The 22668-nt window shown below is 43.9% G+C and carries 18 protein-coding genes and 1 tRNA gene; 16 read left to right on the plus strand and 3 right to left on the minus strand.

What is annotated here, in order from left to right; genetic code table 11:
* The first annotated feature begins 64 nt into the window (after positions 1-64).
* From NFR61_RS08415 to NFR61_RS08425, 3 genes are read left to right on the plus strand one after another with little or no spacing between them, the layout of a single operon-like run.
* Positions 65-646 carry a hypothetical protein gene (locus NFR61_RS08415; RefSeq protein WP_251623002.1) on the plus strand — a complete coding sequence of 194 codons (582 nt, stop codon included), beginning with the start codon at positions 65-67 and terminating at the stop codon, positions 644-646.
* 32 nt (positions 647-678) lie between these two features.
* Positions 679-1233 carry a cob(I)yrinic acid a,c-diamide adenosyltransferase gene (locus tag NFR61_RS08420; RefSeq protein ID WP_251623064.1) on the plus strand — a complete coding sequence of 185 codons (555 nt, stop codon included), beginning with the start codon at positions 679-681 and terminating at the stop codon, positions 1231-1233.
* Between the two features lie 11 nt (positions 1234-1244).
* Complete coding sequence (locus tag NFR61_RS08425; protein ID WP_251623004.1) at positions 1245-2363, plus strand: chorismate transformation FkbO/Hyg5 family protein; 1119 nt, start codon at positions 1245-1247, stop codon at positions 2361-2363.
* Here the strand turns inward: NFR61_RS08425 and NFR61_RS08430 are convergent.
* Positions 2352-4868, minus strand: a complete 2517-nt coding sequence (locus NFR61_RS08430) for a beta-N-acetylglucosaminidase (RefSeq protein WP_251623012.1) — start codon at positions 4866-4868, stop codon at positions 2352-2354. The two genes, NFR61_RS08425 and NFR61_RS08430, sit on opposite strands and share 12 nt — an antisense overlap.
* 116 nt (positions 4869-4984) lie before the next feature.
* Between NFR61_RS08430 and NFR61_RS08435 the strand changes: the two genes are divergently transcribed.
* The gene (locus NFR61_RS08435; RefSeq protein WP_251623014.1) at positions 4985-6943 is read left to right on the plus strand and encodes an ABC-F family ATP-binding cassette domain-containing protein; all 1959 of its coding nucleotides are present in this window, start codon (positions 4985-4987) and stop codon (positions 6941-6943) included.
* A gap of 14 nt (positions 6944-6957) precedes the next feature.
* On the plus strand, positions 6958-7701 hold the full coding sequence (gene rlmB, locus NFR61_RS08440) for a 23S rRNA (guanosine(2251)-2'-O)-methyltransferase RlmB (protein ID WP_251623016.1): 744 nt from the start codon (positions 6958-6960) through the stop codon (positions 7699-7701).
* A gap of 7 nt (positions 7702-7708) precedes the next feature.
* On the opposite strand, the gene NFR61_RS08445 is transcribed toward rlmB, so the two are convergent.
* Positions 7709-10237 (minus strand): putative LPS assembly protein LptD, encoded by a 2529-nt coding sequence (locus NFR61_RS08445; protein ID WP_251623018.1) that lies wholly within the window; start codon positions 10235-10237, stop codon positions 7709-7711.
* A 234-nt stretch (positions 10238-10471) separates the two neighbouring features.
* Here NFR61_RS08445 and NFR61_RS08450 point away from each other — a divergent pair, with 234 nt between their 5' ends.
* The 4 genes from NFR61_RS08450 (at position 10472) to NFR61_RS08465 (ending at position 15274) form a co-directional block, all read left to right on the plus strand.
* On the plus strand, positions 10472-11614 hold the full coding sequence (locus NFR61_RS08450) for an N-acetylmuramoyl-L-alanine amidase family protein (RefSeq protein WP_251623019.1): 1143 nt from the start codon (positions 10472-10474) through the stop codon (positions 11612-11614).
* Position 11615: 1 nt separating this feature from the next.
* Positions 11616-12797 (plus strand): MlaD family protein, encoded by a 1182-nt coding sequence (locus tag NFR61_RS08455; protein WP_251623034.1) that lies wholly within the window; start codon positions 11616-11618, stop codon positions 12795-12797.
* Positions 12798-13185: 388 nt separating this feature from the next.
* On the plus strand, positions 13186-14607 hold the full coding sequence (dnaA, locus tag NFR61_RS08460) for a chromosomal replication initiator protein DnaA (protein WP_277613064.1): 1422 nt from the start codon (positions 13186-13188) through the stop codon (positions 14605-14607).
* Positions 14608-14677: 70 nt separating this feature from the next.
* Positions 14678-15274: an IMPACT family protein gene (locus NFR61_RS08465; protein ID WP_251623044.1), complete on the plus strand. Its 597-nt coding sequence runs from the start codon at positions 14678-14680 to the stop codon at positions 15272-15274.
* Between the two features lie 12 nt (positions 15275-15286).
* Here the strand turns inward: NFR61_RS08465 and NFR61_RS08470 are convergent, their stop codons facing one another.
* Positions 15287-15859, minus strand: a complete 573-nt coding sequence (locus NFR61_RS08470) for a thymidine kinase (protein ID WP_251623045.1) — start codon at positions 15857-15859, stop codon at positions 15287-15289.
* Between the two features lie 201 nt (positions 15860-16060).
* Between NFR61_RS08470 and NFR61_RS08475 the strand changes: the two genes are divergently transcribed.
* From NFR61_RS08475 to NFR61_RS08510, 7 genes are all read left to right on the plus strand, one after another.
* Positions 16061-16133: transfer RNA gene (locus tag NFR61_RS08475), tRNA-Lys, on the plus strand.
* 270 nt (positions 16134-16403) lie between these two features.
* Positions 16404-17654 carry a site-specific integrase gene (locus NFR61_RS08480; protein ID WP_251623047.1) on the plus strand — a complete coding sequence of 417 codons (1251 nt, stop codon included), beginning with the start codon at positions 16404-16406 and terminating at the stop codon, positions 17652-17654.
* A gap of 12 nt (positions 17655-17666) precedes the next feature.
* Positions 17667-18068 (plus strand): virulence RhuM family protein, encoded by a 402-nt coding sequence (locus NFR61_RS08485; RefSeq protein WP_251623049.1) that lies wholly within the window; start codon positions 17667-17669, stop codon positions 18066-18068.
* A gap of 57 nt (positions 18069-18125) precedes the next feature.
* Positions 18126-18407 (plus strand): hypothetical protein, encoded by a 282-nt coding sequence (locus NFR61_RS08490; RefSeq protein ID WP_251623051.1) that lies wholly within the window; start codon positions 18126-18128, stop codon positions 18405-18407.
* 869 nt (positions 18408-19276) lie between these two features.
* Positions 19277-20041 (plus strand): DUF2971 domain-containing protein, encoded by a 765-nt coding sequence (locus tag NFR61_RS08500; RefSeq protein WP_251623053.1) that lies wholly within the window; start codon positions 19277-19279, stop codon positions 20039-20041.
* 4 nt (positions 20042-20045) lie between these two features.
* Positions 20046-21635, plus strand: coding sequence for an N-6 DNA methylase (locus NFR61_RS08505; protein ID WP_251623055.1), 1590 nt, complete (start codon positions 20046-20048; stop codon positions 21633-21635).
* Complete coding sequence (locus NFR61_RS08510) at positions 21622-22668, plus strand: PDDEXK nuclease domain-containing protein (RefSeq protein WP_251623057.1); 1047 nt, start codon at positions 21622-21624, stop codon at positions 22666-22668. Before NFR61_RS08505 ends, NFR61_RS08510 begins: the two co-directional genes overlap by 14 nt.

Genomic DNA, 22668 nt, shown 5'->3' on the forward strand with positions numbered 1-22668 from the left:
AATTATATTTTATTTTCGTTAGTAATAAAGTTGGGTGAATTTTAGTATCGTAAATGAAAGAAAGATGATAACCGTTTATTTGAAGGAGAGGATGAAACATGCCTTGTATTTTAGGCATAAGCGGGGGTTTGGGGTGCATTCTCCTTTCATGTTTGATTTTATTTTGAATGTTATTCGGGACAGAAGGCATCGGTTTGTTTATCCGGAGGAGGCGGAAAAATGCGTGGGAATGGGACGGCGGAGCCGAAAGTTTTATCGGTTGCTGTATCGGATTGCTGTTTGTTGGAAAGTGCATCGAGTGGTGAGTTATATGCAGGATGACAGGTGGATAAGGCTTTATTTGCAAGGCGTGACGGGCGAGGAGGGGATGAAGTGCAATGTTAGGGATTGTGGGGAGGGGGTTGATATGGTGTACGTAGCAAAGGATGCCTGGAAGTTTTTGGAGGGGAAAGAGTATGAGTTGCTGGAGGGGCTAGGAAAGGGAAGGCAGTGTGTGGTGATTTCCGATATATATAGGAATGCTTTTAATGCTTCTCTCTGGCAGCGGTTGGCACGGAAAGCACAGGTTCGGATGGATATGATGCGGTTTGGAATTTTGCTTTTTGATGAGAAGTTGCAGCAGGGAAGTTATCATTTGATGGTGTGAATATGGAAAATTAAAAATGTATATGTAAGATGATGAAGATTTATACGAAGACCGGAGACAAGGGACAGACGTCTTTGATCGGCGGTACGCGGGTGCCTAAAAATAGTGTGCGTCTGGAGGCTTACGGGGGAGTGGATGAACTGAATAGTTATCTGGGATGGGTGCGTTCTTTCCCTATTTTGCCGGAATTGAAGGAGGAGCTTGCCGTGATACAGAATATTCTGTTCTCGGTGGCGGGAAATTTGGCGACGGATACGTCTGTGAAGAATTTAAAGGTCAAGTTGGGGGTGACGGAGGAGGATGTCGCATTTTTGGAAAGAGCGATAGACCGGATGAATGAGCAGTTACCGCCTTTGACCAGTTTTATTTTGCCGGGAGGCAATCAGCCTTCGTCTGTTGCTCATGTCGCCCGAACGGTTTGCCGCCGGGTGGAGAGGCGGGTATTGGATGTTGCCGCCCAATATGAGGTGGATGAATTGATTATTCGCTATGTGAACCGGTTGTCTGATTACCTTTTTGTATTGGCGCGAAAGATTGCATCGGATATGGGGGCGGAAGAGTTAACCTGGAAAATGTCTGTTAAATAAATGAAGAAAAAATGGTGTGTAAATTTTATAAAGTGAACGGCAAAAATTTTAGTGAGTTGGTTGCAGGAGTTTTAAAATGTTGCGGAAAATGGAAAAATATCGTACGCTTGGTGTTTTTCGGAGATACGTATGATAATGAGGATTTTTTAGAACAACGCTGTGAGGTGGATAGGCAGGTGCGTGCTTTTTTCGGAGATCGTTGTCCCGCGTTTAGTTATGTCGCGCAAAAACCGCTGGATGCGGATTTGGCGGTGGAATTGCATACATTGGATCCGTGGTTTGAGGGGGAGGTTATATATAAAATCGGAACGGATTTGGAGGATGTGCCGGATTTGCCTTATGTTATTTTGCAGGGGAAAGGGTACAGAGAGTTGATTGTGTCGGGATTGTGCGGAAGTAATTTGGATGATTTGGTTCATATACAGGCGGAGGAGGCGATGAGTCAGATGATGGAGGTATTGTTGTATGAAGGATTTGAGGTAAAGGGTATTGCCCGCCAGTGGAATTATCTGGAGGATATTACGGCAATGGAGGAAAGGGTGCAGCGTTACCGGCATTTTAATAAGACGCGCAGTTGTTTTTATTCGACGGCTTCCTGGAAATACGGTTATCCTGCTGCGACGGGAATCGGGATGCAGTGGGGGGGATTGCTGTTGGATTTTACGGCTATTGATTTGCAGGGAGAAGGCTGGCGGAGCTGTGCGGTGGACAATAGTCTGCAGGTAGCCGCTCATGCTTATTCGCAACGGGTTTTGAAGGGAGGTATGACGCCTAAGTTTGAGAGGGCGAAGGCGTTTTATGGAGAGGAAGGAGGAATTGTTTTTATATCCGGTACCGCAGCAATTCGCGGGGAGCAAAGTTCTGTTTCGACGAGTGTGGAGGAGCAGTTGCAGATGACAATGGAGAATATTGATTTTTTGATTTCGGAGGAAAATTTGCAGAAAGCGGGGATTATGAAGAAGGGGATGTTGCAGACGCTACGGGTGTATTTGAAGAATGAAAAGGATTTCCCGGTAGTGAAAGAGTATATGGAACGGAATTTTAAAACTCTTCCCGTGCTTTACCTGTTAGCAGATATCTGCCGGGAAGAGTTGTTGGTTGAGGTGGAGGGGGTAGCTTTATTGCATTAATTCGTATAAGTTGATAGGCTCGGATGTATTGATTTCCAATCTGATTGTATTTACATTTTCAGGACAGGAGAATGTTCCGTAGGCGGTGCGTATGGTTCCCAAGTCAATTTCCTGATTCCGTTTGGTTTCCCCGATGATTCTGATGGAAGCCATACCTTCTTTTAAATCCGATAAAAGAATAAATTCGGTTTGTTTGCGGGAGATGGGAAGGTCGATACTTATTGTCTGGGAACGGTCTGCGTGGTAGGCTGTCCGGAAACTATTGTCTGTCAGTAAGCCTACGGAGTAGGGCGCATTAAATGAGCTTTCCGGCTGAATGCTGAATTTTTTCAGGTATATTTCTTGCGGTTGTTCCTGTAGGTTGATGAAACGTATGAATTGAACAGACAGGTTTTCCGGCAACCGGACGGTAATGTTTGTTTCGTTTTCTTTAGCCTCTAAATATTCCCATGTCTTACCGTCGGCGGACGCTTGCATTTTTCCCCATTGGAGGGCGTTGGTGATGCCCAGGTTGATAGCGATGGTCGCTTGTGTTAAGGTGAACGGAAGGGTTATTCCGATGTATTGTTTGGGGGCGATGCGTATTACTTCCAGGACGGGAGAAATGGCGATGCTGTTTTTCCCTGTTTGTATTGGAAGGTTTTGTATCTGTTTGATGTTGGTGTACAATTCCGGAACGGCTTGTTGATGACTGCCGGCAGTATGCCCTGTTACATGCTGTTCACTGATGAGGCGAATGCTGTCGATGAATGGCTGCATGATTAATGAACCGGTTTTGACTCCCGGTTGGTAAGGGTTTTGGTTGTAGGTTCTGTCAATCTGGCGGCGTTGTTGGTCAAGCGTTTGCAGTTCCAAGTATTTTTGCCAGTATTGTACCGTGATGCCTTGGGTGGATAAGCGTGCCAGATTCAAGGCTTCCTGTCCCATTTTTCCCAGTATTTCAAATTGTTCTAACCACGGAGAGATTTCATTGATTAGAGCCGGGTTGTCATTGGCAGCTTTTAGTTGGTCAGGAGCTTCGGCGATTTTTTGGTATTCCCGGAATAACTGCTCTAAGGTTGTTTGGGGAATATCCCTCTGTTTGTAGGCTGCGATGAATTTTTCAACGACAGGTTTTATTTCGACGGATTCGTCTCGTCTGTAACGGTGTCCGTTGGGTCCAAGGTCCGAGTTATGTGCGGCGAAGGTATGCAAGGCTTTGGCTGCGTTCGGCATAATAGTTTGTATAGCGGCTTCCCATACCTCATTTGAATTGTATTGTGTAGGGTTCCACGCGTAGTCCGCTATGCTGAATATGGCGATTTTAGAAGCTTCTGCCCGTTCCATGGGATTGGATACGAATCCGGACATGAGCTTGCCTGCCGTCAGGTCAAGTCCGTAGGAGGGACCCATGAGAAGATGGTCACGTACGTAGTCGCTGACGGGGAAGTTCCACCATACGTATGCGGGGCGCTTGATGCGTCTGTTCACCCATTCCAGGCCTTCTGTGGTGATATCGGAGATAACCCGGTCGCCGGTCCACATGACCATGACGGAGGGGTATAGTTTTTCACCGAGGATGTCCAGGTAGGTGCCTTCTTTGGGGTTAGACCAGCTTTTATTGTATTCCGTCGGGCACATGATGAGCGGAGTGACGTCTTTCTTTTGAGAGATGAAGCGGTCTTGAATGGTATTCAGCAGTTCGGCCTGGCGTACGGGGTCGGTTCCGTCTCCGGAGATGTCGTCAAAGAAGACGGCGAAAGAGCGGACGCCTAATTGGTACATGTTTTCAAATTTATCAAGAAGTGCCTGAAGGTCTTCTTCGTTCCAGCGTATGTCTTTTCCCGGATGAATGGCCCATACGAAATCAACGTGGTTGGCTTTTGACAGGGCGACGAGTTCGCTGATTTGGCCGGCTTCTTTTTCAGGGTAAGGTTTTCTCCAATGTGGAGAACTGTGGTAGGGGTCATCTTTGGGACCGTAGATGTATGTGTTGAGTTTGTATTCTCCGTAAAATTGAAGCTGCCGGATGCGGTCTTCATGGCTCCAGGGTTGTCCGTAGAATCCTTCGACAACACCCCGGTAAGCAACGGCGGGGAAATCTTTTATCGCTATTTCCGGAAGAAGGTTGTCATGCAGGAGTTGTTTCAGTGTCTGGACGGCATAGAATGTGCCTCGGGCATCATTTCCTGCAATAATCATCTGTTCGGGGGTAATCGACAGATAGTATCCTCCGTTGGCTTGTGGTATGAGTTCGGAATATTTTTTTATGCTTTTGTCTCCTCTTTTTCCGATGTAAATGGGATAGTTCTTTTTTTGTTTTTCTATTTGAAAAAGTTGACGAAGTTGTTGGAGTGCGGAAGCATCGGCTCCTTCGGCACCGTGAAGTTGTACTGCTTGGGGTATTTGGATGTTTTTCCCGGTTTGTTTGACAACCTGGGGAGTGGGATAGATTTTATCACTTGCAATGATAAAGTGCAAAGAAGCGATGATGTAACAAAGCGATAGAATAAGTTTGATTTTCATATTTTTCAATTGTTCAGTTTTTATACTTATGTGATGTATTTTTGTGTAAAGGTAGTAAAATTTTAACTCAGTCGGCTTTATTTGCTATCTTTGCACAGGATTTATTTTTCATGATTATGATTTCGGCGAATAATGTAAGTGTTGTTTTCGGAGGTTTTACTTTGTTGGATGCAGTTTCTTTTTTAGTTAATAAAAAGGATCGTATCGGATTGACGGGACGGAATGGTGCGGGAAAGTCTACCTTGTTGAAGATATTGGCTGGAGTCGAGGAACCGACGTCGGGAAGTGTGTCAAAGGCGGGGGATGTGCGGATTGGTTATTTACCTCAGACGATGGTTTATAAGGATGGGAATACGGTAAGGCAAGAGGCGGAGAAGGCGTTTGCCGATTTGTTTGCTTTGCGGAAAGAGGTGGACCGCCTGAACGGGGAGTTGGCGGAACGGACGGATTATGAGTCGGAAGGGTATATGAAATTGCTTCATTGTATCACGGAGAAGAGTGAGCAATTGGCGATGCGGGGGGAAGGGAATGTGAACGGGGAGGTGGAAGTGGTGTTGAAGGGTTTGGGCTTTACGGCGGCGGATATGGACAGGAGGTGTGAGGAGTTTAGTGGGGGCTGGCGTATGCGTATTGAGTTGGCAAAGATTTTGTTGGCGAAGCCGGATATTTTTTTGTTGGATGAGCCTACGAATCATTTGGATATAGAGTCTATTTCGTGGCTGGAGGCTTTTTTGCAGACGTATCCCGGTGCGGTGGTGCTGGTTTCGCATGACCGGGCTTTTTTGGATAATGTGACTAACCGTACGATTGAGATATCGTTGGGGAAAGTGTATGATTACAAGGTGTCGTATACCCGGTTTACCGAATTGAGAAAGGAGCGTATCTCCCAGCAGTTGAGGGCATACGAGAATCAGCAGAAGCAAATAAAGGATACGGAAGAGTTTATAGAGCGTTTTCGTTATAAGGCGACGAAGGCGGTGCAGGTGCAGTCCCGGATTAAACAGTTGGAAAAGATTGAACGTATTGAGGTGGAGCAGGAGGATACGGCGCGGATTAATATCCGTTTTCAACCGGCGGTACGTTCGGGGGAGATGGTTGTCTGCGGACGCAGTTTAAAAAAGTGCTATGGGGAAAAGTTGGTGTTGCAGGATTTGGATATTGATATTTTGAGGGGGGAGAAGGTGGCGTTTGTCGGTAAAAACGGAGAGGGGAAGTCTACGCTTGTGAAGATGATTATGGGGGAGATTCCTTATGAAGGAAATTTGAAGTTGGGACATAATGTAAATATCGGATACTTTGCACAGAATCAGGCGGATTTGATGGATACGGATTTGACGGTGCTTGATACGATAGACCGGGTGGCTGTGGGTGAGATCCGAAAGAAGATGCGGGATATATTGGGAGCTTTTTTGTTTTCGGGCGAGGAGGTGGATAAGAAGGTGGGGGTGTTGTCTGGAGGAGAGCGGACGCGGCTAGCGATGGCTCGGTTGTTGCTTGAGCCTTATAATGTGTTGATTTTGGATGAGCCGACGAATCATCTGGATTTACGGACGAAGGATATTTTGAAGGAGGCGCTTCGCAATTTTGAGGGAACGGTGATTGTTGTGTCTCATGATCGTGCTTTTTTGACGGGGTTGGCGGATAAAGTATTTGAGTTTGCCAATCATGGGGTGAAGGAGTATTTGGGAGGTGTGGATGACTTTTTGGAAGCGAAGAAGGTGGCTTGTTTCAGTGAGTATGAGAGATGGAAAAATCGTAATCAGGGGGGTGCCGTAAAGAAGCTGGAGGTGGAAAAAGAACCGGAAAGGAAGGTGGAGGAAAGGAAGATGTCTTTTGAGGAGCGTAAGCAGTGGAACCGGGAGATAAAGAAGGCGGAGCGGCGGATTGAGGATTTGGAGAAGGAGATTGCCGGTTGGGAAAAGAAGATTGCAGAGATGGAGGGGCGTATGGTGGAAGTGGGAAGTGACGAGCAACTTTATAAGGAGTATGATAAGGCTAAGAAAAGTTTGGATTGCTGTATGGCGGAATGGGAAGTGGCTCATGCGGATTTGGAACGTTTGAAAACAGGTATTTAATTTATAATAGTAGTATGGCCAAGTACAAACAGGAATGTATATTCGGGATTCGGGCTGTGATAGAGGCTATCCAGCAGGAGAAGGAGATTGATAAGGTGATGTTGAAACAAGGTGTGAAGGGTGTTTTGTTTCAGACGTTGTTTTCTTTGTTGAGGGAGAAGGATATCCCTTTCCAGTATGTTCCCGATGAGGTTTTTCGTCCTTTTGCCGATAGAAATCACCAAGGCGTTTTGGCGGAGGTTTCACCGGTCCCTTATCAGGATATGGAGGAGGTGATGGAGAAGGTGCAGGCGGAGGGGAAGATGCCGTTTATTTTGATTTTGGATAGGATTACGGATGTGCGTAATTTCGGGGCGATTGTCCGGAGTGCCGAATGTGCCGGGGTGCATGCTGTGGTTATTCCGAATAAAAATTCGGCGAAAATTTCCTCCGATGCCATTAAAACGTCTGCCGGTGCGTTGTATCATATTCCTGTCTGCCGGGTGTTGAATTTGAAGAAGTTGGTGCGTGAATTGAGGTATCAGTATGGAATGCGGGTATATGCGGCAACGGAGAAGGCGGAAACATATTATACGGAGGCGGATATGAAAGGGCCGTTGGCTATTGTGATGGGGGCGGAGGATAAAGGTATTGATGAGGGTATTTTGAAGATAGTGACGGAGCAGGTTAAAATACCGATGAATGGTAATATTGAATCTTTAAATGTTTCTGCCGCTGCCGCCGTGATGATTTATGAGGTGGTAAGGCAACGGGGATAGAAAGATGTTATCTGTAAAAGTTTCCTGTGTCGTACCAGGATTCACGTTTGGTCAGTTTGAGGTCTTTTAGCAGGCTGGAACGTACGTTGATTTGGAAGTTGTAGGATTGGTGGGTTCCGAAGGGGATGCAGGAGAATGTCATGTCCCAGCAATGCAGGTCGCGAGAGATGTTGAAACTTGTGGCGGTTACTTCGTGGTTGGAGAAGTCATATCCGGTACTGAATCCGAATTTCCATTTGGGAGTTAGTGAAAAGTCCCCGTTTAATCGAAGCATTTGGGTCAGATTGCCTTCCGATAAGGCTTTACGTGCTCCGGGGGCGGGGTTGCGTGAGTATCTTTTGGAGTAGCTCAGGTTGTAGTCTACACTGAGTGACCAGGGAACTTCAAAGTCCATATATCGGTCATAGAATCCTCCCACCAGGTCGTTTTTTTCTTCTTTTTTCTTTCCGTTGTCGGAGGAGAGCTGGAAACCGGATGTTAAACTGACGTTTGTCAGGCGTCCCAGACCTCCGGCGTATTTGTTTACTTTCACCATGTTTGCCGTCATTAAATAGGGGTCGATGGTGGCGGAAACGTCGATGTTTAGTTTGTCGTGGAATACTTTGGTACGTGCAGCTAACCGGATGTTTGACCAGTTCAGCGAGTCGGCGAACATGTCGTAGCTGGTGGATATGCGGAAACTTTCCAGTATTTTAATTTTTTTGAATTCGTTTTTCCCTGTTGTGTCATTGTCGTCACGTACTTTCATCTCGATGTTGTTGTCGATGCTCAAGGAGATGCTTCCGGTGGATTTTTCAGGGGTTTCGCGTATGCTGTACAAGGCTTGTTCAAATATGGAGTAGTTTTGTTCTCTGCCGTCACTGTCGTAATAAACCCTCCTGTATTTGCCTCTTTTTACGCCCCAGTTGGGAGAGTAGGATACGGAGATGCTGGGACGTATTACATGACGCAGTGCGTATACTTTGCATCCGGGTTTGAACATGTACATACCGTATATGGTAGGGTTGTAGCCGAGGGAAATGCTTGCGTTGTAGTTGTGGGCATAGTGCAGTCCGTTGATGGTGTCTATGCGTATTCTTCCTTTGGTGGCAAGGGAGGTGTCTGTCTCCCATGTTTTGCGTATGGAGCTAAGAAACAGGACTCCGTCGTAGTTGAAGGACGGGCTTAAGGAGACGTCTTTAATCAGATTGATGGAGGTGGATAAGGGTATGGAGTGTTTGAAACCGTTTTTCCATTGGTTTAAGGGTGTTTTGAATAGTTCGTCTTCTTTGGTCTGTATGCTGTTTCTTAGTTCGGCGGTGTAGGATAGTCCGATGTTGTCGTACCATTTCAGGTTTCCGCTTTTTCCTTTCTTTCTGAGAGGGTAGATTTGGGTCATCCGGAAGTTCATATTCGGAAAGGACACTGAAATGGAGGAGTCCCGGCTGTTTTGGTTGTGACTGAAAGCAGCTGTTAGGCTGAACGGTTTTTCCGGCCATTTTTTACTCCATGAGATACTGGACTGTTTGCGCTGGTTGGCAATATCGTTGATGTTTGTTGCGTTATAGTAGTTGTTGTTGGAGGAAGAAATGTCTACGGAAGCGGAGAAGGTGCTGTAAGGATTGGCTTTGGCATCCTGGGAGTGACTCCAGCGGAGCGACCAGTCTTGTGATTCATTGTAGTCCGGTAATCCTTTTTCGCTTGTGTGGTTACGGCTTATGGTGAAGTTGAAGTTCCCGCTGAATTTGTAGCGTTTGCGGTAGTTTGAAAGGATGTTGGCGCCCCATGATCCGTTGGTGTATATGTCGCCTGTCAGCGATAGGTCTATGTAGTCGCTGATTGCCCAGTAGTATCCTCCGTTGCGCAAGTTGAATCCGCGCATCCGTTCTTCTCCGTAAGTAGGCATGATGACGCCCGATGTTCCTTTTTTGGTGATGGGAAAGAAGGCGAAAGGAAGGGCAATAGGCAGGGGAACGTCTTCCAGTACTAAGTTGGAGAAGCCGGCTATTACTTTTTTGTCTTTTATCATTTTGGCTTTGTTCATCCTGATGTAGAAGTGAGGATGGTCGTGTTGGTCACAGGTGGTGTACCAGCCTTCTTTTACACAGTAAACCGAGTCCGATAGTTTTTTGGTCAATTTGCCTTGTACGTATCCTTCTCCTTCTTGAGTAATGATGTCTTTGACAAAGCCTTTGCGGGTTTCAAAATTGTAGCGGAGTTCTTTGCTCTCGAATTCCTGGCCTCCGTCTTTGAATTTTGGGGTCCCCATTACAATTCCGGAGGTGTCGGGCAGACCGGAAGCGAATGCCTGTTTTTTGTCCATGTCCAATTCGATAAATTGGGCGTTCAGTTCTGTTTTCAGGTATTTTACTTTTGCGTTTCCGTAAAGAAATACTTTTTTTTGATCCATTGAAATGCGTATGGAGTCATCAGCATTATAGGAGATGATGTCTTTGAATAACGGTTTTTCTTTTTTTACGGAATCCTGCGGGATGCTGTCCTGAGGAATGGTATCCTGTTGAAAGAAGAGTGTGTCTGGCTGTAGAGTGGGTTTCAAATCGAGAAGCAAGGAATCCGTTTTTTCTTGAGCAGAGAGCTTTGTTGCCGGGAGAGTCAAGAGGATAAAAACGGAACATGCGGTAATAAAATGATATATATATTCTCTAATTTGCAATTTATTGTATTATTTTTGTATTGAATATAATTGCCGCCAACTCTCGGATTGGGATGGCAAATGTAAGAAATATTGGTTGTTAATGCTCATTATTCTTTTTAAAAAGTTTAAAATATCATGATATTTCGATACGGGCTTGTGGGTGTTTTGTTGTTTTGGGGGATGTTCTGTTCTTTGTGTGCCGTATCCGCTCAGACTAATTATAAACGGATCAAATGTATCTGTATTGATGCGGGACACGGAGGAAAGGATCCCGGATGTGTGGGGAAGATAAGCTATGAAAAAAATATTGTACTGAAGGTGGCGTTGAAGCTCGGGAAGCTGATACGTGAAAAGTATCCGGATGTCAAAGTGGTTTATACGCGCGATAAGGATGTTTTTATAGAGTTGGGTGAGCGCGGAAAGATTGCTAATAATCACAAGGCTGATTTGTTTATTTCATTGCATGTTAATTCAATTCCCAATAATACTAAGGTAAGCGGAATTGAGACGTATGTATTGGGGTTGCATAAGACGGAAGCCAATTTGCAGGTGGCTATGAAGGAGAATGAGGTAATTAAGTATGAGGATGATTATAGTGTGAAGTATTCCGGATTTGACCCTTCCCGGGCGGAGTCGTATATTATTTTTTCGATGATGCAGAATCTTTATCTGGGAAATAGTCTTCGTATTGCCGGTTTGGTTCAAAATGCACTTATAGAAGCGACGCATAATACGGACCGCAGTGTGCGGCAGGCGGGCTATCTGGTGTTGAAGGATGTTGCCATGCCTGCTATATTGATAGAAATGGGGTTTATAAGCAATCCGAATGAGGAGCGTTTTCTTAATACGGTGGATGGACAAAATAAGATTGCTAAGGCGATAGCGCTTGCTTTTGGTTCGTATAAAGAGGAAGTGGAGCGTAATTCGATGGTGTTGGCGGAGCATGCTCCGGAACCACAACAAGAGGGGAATAAAACTGTTGCAGAGGCAAAACCTGCTCCGGCGGAGGAGAAAGGATTGTTTTATGCAGTTCAGATAGCATCGGCATCGACTCGGTTAAAAGATACGAAATGTTTGGGTTATTTCGGTGATGTTTATGAATTGAAGACGGGTGACCGCTATCGGTATTATGTGAAAAAGACCAATAATTATGAAGAAGCAAGCCGCAATTTGGGAAGTATTCGCAAGAAAGTGCGGGATTGTTTTGTTATTGCCGTATATAACGGGAAATTGATAAAGGTATCGGAAGCCAAAAATCTGGAGAAGAAATTGAAATAAAATGAAGATAAAAAGAGAAGTAAAGCTAGCATTAACGGCAATCGGCGCGATAATTATCCTGATATGGGGTATTAATTTTTTAAAAGCGAAGGCGTTGTTTGACCGGAATAATATTTTTTACGGTGTATATGATAATGTAGATGGGTTGAAGGTGTCGAGCAGCGTTGTGTATCGGGGATATCAGGTTGGACAGGTGAATTCGATACATTTTGTGGGGGCTCGTTTTGAACATGTGTTGGTGCAGTTTTCCATTAAAAAGGATTTGGAGATTCCGGCAAATTCGGAGGCAGTTATTCAGAATATTGATTTGATGGGTTCTAAAGCGATAAATATTGTGCCGGGGAATTCCATATATTATGCGCAGAACGGGGATACGCTTCGTGCACAGCTTGAATTGAATTTGCTTGAACAGGTTAATCGACAAATACAGCCTCTTAAAAATAAGGCAGAGAATATAATGGCATCTTTGGATACGGTGCTGACTGTGGTACAGGATATTTTTAATAACGATACCAAGGGAAATATCGAAGGTAGTTTGAATAGTATTCACCGTACATTGAAGAATGTGGAGAGTGCATCCGGGAGTCTGGATGGCTTGATTACCGGACAAGCAGACAGGATTTCGCATATATTGTCCAATATTAATAGTATAACTGATAATCTTCAACGGAGCAATTACAATATTTCAAAGGGGTTGAATAACATAGCCGAGCTTTCGGATACATTACAGGCTGCAAATCTGGGACAGGCTTTCAGGCGTTTGGATGATATTCTTCTTGAGGTGGATTCTGTTGTCCGAAAGATAAACCGGGGAAAAGGTTCCGTAGGCGAGGCGATAAATAATGATGATCTTTATTATAATTTGGTTGCGGTCAGCGAAAATTTGAATAAACTTTTGGTGGAGTTCAGAGCAAATCCTAAAAGGTTTGTTAATCTCTCGGTTTTTGATTTTTCTTCCAGGAAGTCGAAAGAAGATACGTATGGAATTGTGGTGTATTCGACCGATAAGCCATTGGCTCCCGATGCGCCTTTCTTGGTGGAAAATCCTCAAGCAGAAATGATTAAGCGGAATGGGAAAGTCCTTTATATGATTGATACATATCGAAATTTAAAAGATGCGGAGGGGCAGATTGAGAGGGTTAAAAAGTCTTTCAAAGATGCATATATTGTTAAAATAAATTAATTCAATAAAGTAGAATCATTCTATATAACTAATGTTCTGCCTGAATTTAGTTTTACATAATCATAAAATCAAAATGGTTATTATGATTGCTGGAGGAGGGGTGACTAAGCTTAAATTTTAAAGGTTTACGGGAATAAATTTAAGAGTTGGAAGGGGATTTTTTGATAAATTTGTTTCAGTGCAGGAATATAGGTAAGAGGGAAAAATTGCTCCATAAGTAATTGTTTGTCAGTCGGTTTGGATTAACATTCTGATATATAAACCCTAAACTTTTCCCAATAATAATCAATAAAAAACAGATTTTTTTATCTATTTTTTTTTTGAGACTTTAGCATTCGGAAAATGAAGAGTTACTTAAAAAATAAAAATACCTGCTTGACAGGATATTATGGAAAAAAATTGTAGAAATATCTGGGCAAAGTGTTTGAAACTGATCGAAGAGCAGTTGCCTCCTAGAACTTTTAAGACGTGGTTTGAACCCATTCGTCCTTTAAAGTTTAAGGATGGTGTGTTGACGATTCAGGTGGCCAGTAATTATGTCTACGAATGTTTGGAAGAACGTTTCATTGATATCCTGCGCACTTCATTAAAAGAGGTAATCGGGCCGAATGCAAAGTTGGAGTATTCGGTTGTAGTGGAGAATCAGCCTAAGGTGCCTTTGACGACGACGTTGGCTTCGGTGTCGGTAAAGAAGCCGGAGACGAATACAATATATTTGGACAACCGTACTCAATCCGGTTTGAAGAATCCGTTTGAAAGCGTTACAAATCGGTTGCAGATAGATTCACAGTTGAATCCGTCTTATACGATGGAGAGTTTTATCGAAGGAAGTTGTAACCGTTTGGCCAAATCGGCCGGGATGGCGATTGCTAAAAATCCGGGAGGTACGGCTTTTAACCCTTTGTTGATATACGGTGGTTCGGGATTGGGAAAAACCCATTTGGCACAGGCGATAGGGTTGGAAGTGAAACAAAACTTTCCGGAGAAGGTCGTTTTATATGTGTCTACGAATTTGTTTCAGACCCAGTTTACGGAAGCTGTAAGGAAGAATGAGATTAATGATTTCTTGCATTTTTACCAGTTGATAGATGTGCTGATATTGGATGATATTCATGAATTGGCAGGGAAGACCGCGACACAGAATACTTTTTTCCATATATTTAATCATCTTCAGCAATTGGGGAAACAATTGATTCTGACATGTGATAAAGCTCCGGCAGAGTTAAGCGGAATAGAGGAGCGTCTTTTGTCCCGTTTTAAATGGGGATTGTCTGCCGAGATAAAATCGCCGGATTATGAGACCCGGAAGGAAATTGTTTTGTATAAGACGAAAAAGGACGGTATCGAGTTTGCTCCGGATGTGATAGAATATATTTGCCAGTATGTGGATAATAATGTGCGGGAATTGGAGGGTACCATGATTTCTTTGCTGGCCCAGGCTACTTTCAATAAGAAGGACTTGACGATAAACTTAGTAAAGGATATTTTAGGAAAAACGGTTCGTCGGCAAGTGGAGGATTTGACGGTAGATAAGATTCAGCAGGTGGTATGTGAGCATTTTCATATTGAACCGGATTTGTTGCAGGCCAAGACAAGAAAACGGGAGGTCGTACAGGCGCGTTATTTGGCTATGTATTTTTGCAAGACATATACGAAAGCTTCATTGGCTTTTATTGGAAATCAGATAGGCAAGAAAGACCATGCGACGGTATTGTATGCTTGTAAGGTTGTGAATGATATGCTTGATACGGATCGTAAATTCAGGGCGGAAGTGGAAGAGTTACAGAGAAAATTGCACTGCAGCTGTTGATATTGCTAATAGATAAGTTGTATATTTAGGGTTTGAATGCGGAAATATTCTGTTTTCAAACCCTGTTTTTATGGAAGATATTTATAAAACGATAGAAGCGAGAGCCGAAGGGCTGTATAAGGAGAAAGGCAGTAGGTTTATTGCATTTGCTTTTCCTGTGTATACGGAAGGGGAGATTAAGACGATATTGGGAGAATTGCGGGGAAAATATTATGACGCGCGGCATCATTGCTATGCGTATCGGCTGGGGGCTGATAAATTGCGTTTTCGGGCTAATGATGACGGGGAACCTTCTTCAACGGGAGGAAAGCCGATTTTAGGACAGATTGTATCGCACGATTTGACAAATATTTTGATTGTTGTCGTGCGTTATTTCGGAGGAATCAAATTAGGAGTTTCAGGATTAATAAATGCGTATCGTACAGCCGCTGCTGATGCAATAGGGCAGGCAACGATTGTCGAGAAGGTGGAAGAGGAGATAATAAGAATTAAATTCAGTTATGCTGTTCTTAATGATGTGATGCGAGTTATCAAAGAAGCAGATATAAATGTATTGGAGCGTAATTTTGAATTGGAATGCCGGATGATACTGTCTTTGCGGCGGCAGGGAATTGATGCAGTAATTAGGAAATTACAACAGATAGAATCTTTTACATTGGAAGAATAGGTATCAGTTTTATTATTTCCCGTTTTGCTTCATTTTATTAAAACAGTGACGGCATAGAGGTTCGTAAGACTCCAGTTCTCCTAACATAACTAATTTGTCGTCTTTGTTTAAGCGGTGGGAATGGTTTGCCAGATTTCCGCAATGTACACAAATGGCGTGTACTTTCGTTACGTATTCGGCTATTGCCATTAACTGGGGCATGGGGCCGAAAGGTTTACCCGAGTAATCCATGTCCAGGCCTGCAACGATAACCCGGATGCCTTGATTGGCTAACATTTGGCATACATTGACAATATTTGCATCAAAAAATTGTGCTTCATCTATGCCGACAACGTCTACATTTCCCGTTAGTAAAAGGATGTTTCCGGAGTTTTCAACTGGCGTGGAACGTATCGCGTGGGCATCATGGGAGACAACTTCCGTTTCCGAGTATCTTACATCGATTTTGGGTTTAAATATTTCGACTTCTTGTCGGGCAAACAGAGCCCGTTTAAGGCGCCGGATTAACTCTTCCGTTTTGCCTGAGAACATAGAGCCGCAGATTACTTCCACCCATCCCGCACGATTTACGCTTTCTAAAAACATTACACAGGTTCTTTAATTTTCCCGGTTATAGCTTCCGAATGGAATAGAACAAAAGTATAAAAACCTGATTGCATCACCATAAAAAGCCCTGTTAAATTTATTCCTTTTTTATAGAAGATATATTTTTTCAAAAATAGCGATTCGGAATTTGTAAGTATTATACTTTTTCTCTATCTTTGCCCCGCATTTTAACAAGATGATGATTCAGTAGCTCAGTCGGTAGAGCACAACACTTTTAATGTTGGGGTCCTGGGTTCGAATCCCAGCTGGATCACCGGAATAAAACGCCAAACGGCGGTCAAGTTAAGCCAAACCTTTCTAAACGAACGTTTTAGAAAGGTTTTTTCTTTTCCGATGTACCCTTTCGGAGACAAGAAAAAGCCATTTTAGGACAAAAAATCGTTACCGAATCGTTACGGTAAAACGGATAATAAAAACCGTAACGATTTTAACAGTAATTCATTGATTTGGCGTTGTTTGTCTCTTGTTTGTCTGCTTTGGTTTCACAGAATTACCATAGTTTTGTCAACCAAAAGGAGATGCCATGAAAAGTACATTTAAGGTGTTGTTCTACCTCAAAAAGAACGAACCCAAGAAAAACGGTCGTGTCAGCATAATGGTACGGGTGACAGTAAACGGCTCCAACACCCAATTCAGCAGTAAGCTCGACATACTCCCCGATGACTGGGATACCTCCAAAAACCGGGCGAAAACGGGGAAGGGGTACAGCAGCGAAAACACGGCCTTGAACCGTCTTCTGGACAATATGAAATCGGAGCTTACGGTTCATTACAATCGCCAGCATGCCTTGAATGGCTACGTCTTTCCGGAGCAGATCCGAAACGCTTTTCTGGGTCTGGAGGAAAAGGGGAATACGCTAATGACCTGCTTTACTCAATTCAATGAACAATACGAGCGGAAAGTTGGAACCCTGACAACCCGCAAGACTTATACCCGATACGAGCTGACGAGACAACGCCTGCTTGATTTCATGAGGGAACATTATCATACATCCGATATGCCTCTCCGGAAGCTGAATACCGCTTTTGTAGAAAACTTTTACCTCTATTTGCGCCAAACCTGCGGTATCGCCCATAATACCGCCACGAAATTTTTACAGCGTTTTCATGGCATCCTGACTTATGCGAAAAATAGCGGTCTCGAGTTCATAGACCCCTTTGTCCACTATAAATTCACCTTTGAGCGGGTGGACCGGGGTTATCTGGAGCAGTTCGAGATAGACAGGATTTACGCCAAGGAGTTCGTCTCCGAGCGATTGCGCAGAGTTAGGGACGTATTTATCTTCAGTTGTTATACGGGTCTGTCTTATATAGACATCTGTAACCTGAGAGAAGAACATGTCAAGACCGGCTTTGACGGTAGGTTGTGGATTATGACCAAAAGGCAAAAGACCGGAACGGATTCCCGCATCCCCTTGCTTGAGATTCCCCGTCAGATACTTCAGCGGTATGCGGGAGAAGCAAAGAATGGCAAACTTCTTCCGGTAATCAGCAATCAGAAGATGAACGACTATCTGAATGAAATAGGCGTGCTCTGTGGGATAGAGAAGCACATAACCTTCCACCTTGCTCGCCATAGCTACGCAACGACGATCTGTCTTTCCAACGGCGTTCCAATAGAAAGCGTGTCGAAAATGCTGGGTCATACCAATATAAAAACGACGCAGATATATGCTCGCGTGATAGACCGCAAAGTCAGCCACGACATGACAGAATTGGAGCGTAAACTTGATGCCCGCAGGAGATGTCTGGAATCCTATCCGACAAGCAAATAATCGAAACGAATTATGAACCGAGGAATCATAACAATCAGTGAAACGGGGACGGTCACGATGTCAGACGTCCCCGTATGGATGACCCTGCCGGAAATCGCCGACATGCTCGGCGTGTTCGAGTACAATGTACGCAGGACTGTCAAGTCCATTTACAAAAACAAGGAACTAAGCGAGTATGATACGGCAAAGTATATTAGGCAACTCAATGGCATCAGTTTCGATGTTTATAGCCTTGAAGTGGTGATAGCCGTCTCATTCAGAATATGGAGCAAGGGAAGTCGTATCTTCCGGCAGTTTTTGATAGAGCGGTTATATTTCAGAAATAAAGAATGCCCTGCACCTCCGGTATATTTAATCGTACACGGGGAGGTCTTTAACCGAAAAGGTCGGGATAAAGGGAATATGTACAATTAAACAGACAAGTTCGTTCTTTCCGTCGTCTCTTCCCGCTATCCGGCAGCAAAGATAGGTGTGCAACTTTTGAGAAATGCAAGGTCGGGCGGCAAAGCCGTTTCGGACGCAATCTTCCTCCTTCGGAGCGTATTCCATCCGAAAACCTTGCACCTTTCAACGGCACACCCTCAAAAGCACCCGGCAACGGGAATAAGCGACGGAAAGAAAACAGAAAAGCAGCTTGCACGGGACACCGACAGGATGTTGTCCGGCAAGCTGTTTTCTTTTTTGTATGTGGACAATGCCTTTGGAGTAGTAGACGGAGAACTGCGCTCCCTCAAGAAAACTTGTAAAGGTTAAGCCTGTTTGGACAGTTGGTGAGAAGTAGGTCAGGTGAATCAGTTAATCAGTCAATATGATACTCTGTCGTCAGACTTGCCGATTGGTATGTCAGCTTGCCGTTTAACCGATTTATCAGCTGATCGGTCAACTGCTAATCGGACTTATCGACCAATCTCTGGCTGTAAAGACTGCACTATGGCAAATTAGGAGAGTATGCAGAGAACAGTAATTAAATTTTGAGTTAGCAAGTTTATGTCGGCGTATTACATTCTCCGACCACTTGCTTCTCAGAAAGTCTGAGGAGGACGCTCCCGGTGGTCGCAAAAGAGAACGTCCCATAGGTCTTGTAAGCATCCATACTAGTAAAACAGACACCCCATAATTGAGAGGTTTCCCGACTTTGGAGGGTATTCCGCCCCCTGCAAGGGCAAGGCGTTTTCGGGACCGCTCAAAATGTTTTGAGCGGCTGAAAACATACCTTGCTATTAGCTGACGCTAATAAAAATCCATCTCCGACGGATTGAACAGATACCTTTCAAATTTCGGACTATACTCGAATGTTCTACAGATATGAAAAATTAAAATATTTACAAACAAACTGATTAGGAATAAAAATATAGGAACAACAACATATGTGAAGGAGTTTCATTATATTTGCAAAACATTAACAATTTTGAGAGATATGCAAACTGATATAAACCGTCTAAAAGTGGTTTTAGTCGAGAAAAAAGAACCAACAGATGGTTTTGTGAGCAGTTGGAAGTTAATCCTTTGATTGTTTTTAAGTGGTGTGTGAATAGTTTTTTGCTGATTGTCAGGTTTTTGAGGGTTATCAAGACTGTTGGAAGTTTCTGTCAATGACTTGTTGAGAACTGAATAAAAGATTTATGGTTGCAATCAAACTATATAAGTACCTTGACTTTATAGGTGGATTGATGATGTTGCATAATAGCAATCTTCAATTCACCAATGCAACGCAGTTGAATGACCCATTTGACTGTCATCCTGCATTGATAGACTTTTCCAATGTTCCGGAAGAGGCTTGTAGAGTTTGGCCTCCGGAGGTAATAGAAGAGTTGCGGAGCGATTCATTCCGCAGAACAAGAGAACAATCTTGGATATGTAGTTTGTCCAAAATATATGACTCTATACTGATGTGGAGCTATTATAGCAGGCACAAAGGTATTTGTGTCGGTATAGATATGGAAAAGACTCGTAAATACCTATCCCATATGTGGGGAGATATTATGATTGGTTGCGCTGAAATAGAGGTCCAATATAGGAATATCGTCGAGAAACCTAACTATTTTCGAGATGCAAAAGATTTCTACCATTATCAGTTATCCACAAAAGCAAAGGAGTGGGCACACGAACAGGAGGTTCGTTTATTTATTTTAAACCCTTATCCTGGATATATGAGGTTGATGCCAGATCAGGATGATAGTAAAGGTCCTATCGATGGGAAAGAAGTTCGGGCGTTTCCTAAAATTGGAGGGGAGTGCTTTGAATCGGTTTATTTGGGCGTAAATATAAAAACAGAAGAGAGGTCTAAGATTATTAAAGTTGCCAAAAAACGGAATCCTGAGATTAAGATTTACCAAATGGAAATAGATTCTAAGGCATTTAAGTTAAATGCAGAATTGATACAGTAGGAATATGGTGAAGAAACAAAATAGACAGATAAAGCAAGAGAGTCTGGAAACAATCCTGATGAATTGTCGCAACAGCTTGCGAGGAAGAGCGCAAATGACCGATAAGCGTGATTTGCTGCTGACATTGGTATTCTTTAAATTTATCAGCTATCGTTTCAAGCGGCAGCGAGATAAAATCCGTCACGAGATTGTCGAGATACAAGGTATCAATGACGAAGCATTTATCGAGATGCAGTTGTCCCGCCCCAATCAGTATCAGCAGGACGGTGTATTTTTCCTGACGGAAGAGACCAACTGGGATGCTCTGATTCTGAAACCGGCTGCAACTATGGCAGTGGCTTTCGATACGGCAATCAAGACACTGGACGATAACGAGCCGAAGTTAAAAAACGCCTTGCCGCAGCAGATATTTACGAAGACAGCGTTGGAACCCGGTGTCCTGAAAAGCGTTGTGGACGAGGTTGAGAAAATCGACCCAGACCGCTTTACGGAACACGACCTTGTCGGTCGGGTTTACGAATACTTCCTGCAAGCGTTCTCTATCAATGCCGACAAAGAGGAGGGGGAGTTCTATACCCCTCACTCCATTGTTGAGTTGATTGCATCGCTCATCGAACCGTTTGACGGCACTGTATATGATCCGTGTTGCGGTTCTGGCGGTATGTTTGTGCAGGCAACAAAGTTCATCGAAGCGCACGGCGGAAACACCAAAGCCGTCAATGTATATGGGCAGGAGTCGGAACCGGCAACCTATCGTTTGGCAAAGATGAACTTGGCTATCAGAGGCATATCCTACCACTTGGGAGACCGTGCAGTTTCTACTTTTTCTGACGATCAACACAAGGATATAAAGGTGGATTACATTATGGCCAATCCGCCGTTCAATCTGAAAAAGTACGCCGAGTATGGTGACTTTGGGAACGACCCGCGCTGGAAGGGGTATGGCGTACCTCCGACAAGCAATGCCAACTATGCGTGGATTCTGCATATGTTGAACAAACTGAATGTTAATCGAGGCATTGCAGGCTTCCTGCTTGCCAACGGAGCATTGGACGATGACGATACGCTGGCTATACGTAAGCAGCTTATCGAGAATGACAAAGTGGAGGCAATTATTGTGTTGCCGCGCAATATGTTCTACTCTACCGATATATCGGTTACGCTCTGGATTCTGAACAACAATAAAAAAGGTGGACCGCGATATGGCAGGCAACTGCGCAATCGGGAGGGAGAAATCCTTTTTGTCGATTTGCGCACTTGGACCCAGAATATCTACGAAAAGAAGTTCGTGCGATTCTCTGAGGAGCAGATTGCCGATATTTGCAAAATAGTGTTTGATTGGCAGAATACGGCCGTAGAGAATTACGCCAAGCCCGAATTGTACTACGCTGCCCATATAGACGAGATACGCGAGAAAAACTACTCGCTTGTTCCGTCCCGATATATCGAGTTCATCGACCGTGATACTGAGATGGACTATCAGTCGGCATTGGCGGATATGAGTCGTCAGTTTGATGCGCTCAAAAAGCGTTGGGATAATAACGAAGCGACACTTATAAACGCATTCAAAGTTTTGGGGTATGGAAAAGAATAAGTTGCAACATTATGATATAACACCCGAAAGACTCTTTGATGACATTCGGAATATCATAGAGCAAGGTCGGAGACAGGCATATGCGGAGGCCAATAAAATTGCGGTACTTACCTATTGGCATATTGGGCGACGTATAGTGGAAGAAGAACAGCATGGCGAAGCCCGTGCGCAGTATGGCAGTCGGTTGATTAAAACATTGGCAGCGCAACTGGTGCCTAAATATGGAAGTACGTTCAGTAAACGTAATCTCGATTATTTTCGACAATTCTACTTGTGTTTCAGTGATTTGAAGATTGTGAACGCGTGCGTTCACAATCTGACATGGACACATTTCCGTACGATTATACAGGTTGCGGATCCTAAAGCCAGAGAGTGGTATGCGAAAGAAGCTTCGGAGCAGATGTGGAGTTCGAGAACACTTAGTCGCAACATTGGCACGCAATACTATGGTCGTCGTATGGCTTGCGTGAGGGAAGGGGTGGCATTGCCGGCTCCGGACATTGAATCCGATGATCCATTGGAATATATCAAGAGTCCGGTAATAGCGGAATTCTTGGGATTCCGCAAAGACACAAAATATGATGAAAGCCAGTTGGAACAAGCCCTGATAGACCATTTGCAGCAGTTCATTATGGAATTGGGACGAGGCTTCGCCTTTGTTGACAGGCAGAAACATATCGCAACAGGTTCTGGGGACTTTTACATAGACCTCGTGTTTTATAACATCAAACTCAAACGTTACGTACTGTTTGAGCTTAAAACGCATCCATTGACACATGCGGACGTGGGGCAACTGGATATGTATGTTCGGATGTATGACGACCTTGTAAAAGATGAGAATGATAACCCGACCATAGGTATATTGCTTTGCACGGAAACAGATAAAGTAATGGCAAAATATTCTGTCCTTAACGGTAGCGAGCAACTTTTTGCAGCCAAATATATGGCCTATATGCCAACAGAGGAAGAGTTGAGCAGGGAGATAGAACAGCAAAAACGTTTCTTCTTGGAACAACACGGAAAGGAGGAGTGA

Source organism: Odoribacter lunatus, assembly GCF_943193135.1.
Classification (GTDB): Bacteria; Bacteroidota; Bacteroidia; order Bacteroidales; family Marinifilaceae; genus Culturomica; species Culturomica lunata.